This is a genomic window from Cupriavidus lacunae, from assembly GCF_003353055.1.
GTDB classification, from domain to species: domain Bacteria; phylum Pseudomonadota; class Gammaproteobacteria; order Burkholderiales; family Burkholderiaceae; genus Cupriavidus; species Cupriavidus lacunae.
Genome location: NZ_QKWJ01000215.1, coordinates 1 through 1,931 on the forward strand (window position 1 = coordinate 1; position 1,931 = coordinate 1,931).

Annotated in this window: 1 protein-coding gene and 1 pseudogene; both read left to right on the forward strand. The window is 67.5% G+C overall.

All coding sequences use genetic code 11. The features are described from left to right. The first annotated feature begins 116 nt into the window (after positions 1-116). Positions 117-1,628: an IS66 family transposase gene (gene tnpC / locus DN412_RS42730; protein ID WP_115216979.1), complete on the forward strand. Its 1,512-nt coding sequence runs from the start codon at positions 117-119 to the stop codon at positions 1,626-1,628. 17 nt (positions 1,629-1,645) lie between these two features. Continuing rightward, positions 1,646-1,931: pseudogene (locus tag DN412_RS42735) on the forward strand (hypothetical protein); the annotation flags it as partial.

Consider the following 1,931-nt stretch of genomic DNA (forward strand, 5'->3'; position numbering starts at 1 on the left):
AACTGAACGCCTGGCTCGAAGGCATCGAGATCCCGGCGGTTCGACCCCACCGCACTGTCACGGCCACGCGCGTCTTGTGACTTGTAAACCTGTCGGCGCTGGCGCATCATGGCACCATGCTTCCGGTACTGACACCCTCCGACCTGCCAGCCGATCTCGAGGCGGTACGTACTCTCGCGCTGGAGCAGAACCGGCTCGCCCGCACGCTGTGGGAGCAACTCGAGATTCTGAAGCACCAGGTCGCGCAGCTTAACCGCGCGCAGTTCGGCGCCAGTTCCGAGCGCCTGCCGGGGCAGGCCGAACTCTTTGCGCAACCGCTGGACCTGCCGACACCGCCGGCGACGCCGGAGGTGAAGGTGACTGGCCACATCCGCAAGGGCCGCCCGGCCTTGCCCAAGGACCTGCCGCGCACGCGCATCGAATACGACCTGTCCGAGGTGCAGAAGGTAGGCTTCGACACCCTGGAGCGCATCGGCGAGGAGCGCAGCGAGACGCTGCACTACGAGCCGGCCAGGCTCAGCGTGATCGAGCACATCCGCTTCAAGTATGTGGCCACCAAGGATGGCGAGTCCACCATCGTGACCGCCGCCGCGCAGCCCTCGCCGCTGCCCAAGAGCAACGCCAGCGCCGGGCTGCTGGCCAGCATCCAGGTCGACACCTTCGTGGACCACCTGCCGATCAATCGGCAGGAGACGCGCTATGCGCGCCTGGGCGTGCACCTGCCAAGGGCCACTCTGTGCGAATGGAAGCTGGCTTCTGCCGAGCTGCTGGCAACGCTGCTGCCACCCTTGCGTAACCACGTCCTGCAGGCGCCGCGCCTGCATCTGGACGACACCACGCTGCCACTACTCGAGCGCGGGCGCACCACCACGCGGCAGGCCTATCTATGGGGCTACCTCGGGGCCGGGCAGCGGCAGGAGAACGGCTTATGGGTCGACCACCCGCCAGCGGTGCTGTTCGAGTTCGCCGAATCGCGCGCCGGCGCCCATCCCCTGAACTTCCTGCGCAACTATCATGGCTACCTGCAGGCGGATGCCTACAGCGGCCACGATGCGCTTTACCGTACCGGCCGGATCATCGAGGTCGGATGCTGGGCGCACTGCCGTCGACGCTTCTTCGAGATCGCCAAGGCCCAGAAGACACCAGGGCTGGCCGCGCAGGCCTTGGCGTGGATTGCCAAGCTGTATGCCATCGAAGCCGGCGTCAAGGACCAGTCGCCGGAGCACAAGCTGGCGGTGCGCCAGGCCGAGGCTGTGCCGCTGCTGGCGCAGTTCCACCAGTGGCTGCAGGGTAATGCCAACGGCCTGCTCGCCAGGCAGCCGCTGGCACAAGCCTTCGGCTACGCACTGCGGCACTGGCAGGCGCTGGTGCGCTACACCGAGAACGGCATCCTCGAGCCCGATAACAATCGCCTCGAGCGCGCGATCCGCCCAATTGCCCTGGGTAGGGCGGGCTGGATGTTCGCTGGCTCCCCGCGCGGCGCGCGCGCCGCGGCCACGATGTATTCCTTGCTGGGCACCTGCCGCCTGAACGGCATCGAGCCCTATGGCTGGCTCAAGGAGACACTGGAGCGCCTGCCGGCCCACCCGATCAGCCAGGTCCACGAACTGTTGCCGCTGGCGCGCTGACCGGTACACTGCGCGTCATGGACATCCCTGACGCCCTGCGCCTGGCCCCAAGTGCCGACCTGTACCGCCTGTATCTGACCATCGGGCGGATGATCAACGACCCCAAGCGTATCCTCGAGGTCCGCAGGCACCTGCATATCGGCATGACCGTGGGCTACGTCGCCGACGACCTGACCCAGCCGCTGCGCCAGGGGCGCGTCCTCGAGCTGCGTCAGACCCAGGCCGTGGTTCAGGACACCACCAGCGGCCGCAACTGGATCCTGCCTTACGCGGCCGTGCTCGCCGAGCCGACTACCGCCACGC

What these genes read in the sequence shown, in the direction of transcription:
- tnpC (WP_115216979.1), top strand. Translation starts at nt 117, where the DNA reads ATGCTTCCGGTACTGACACCCTCCGACCTGCCAGCCGATCTCGAGGCG.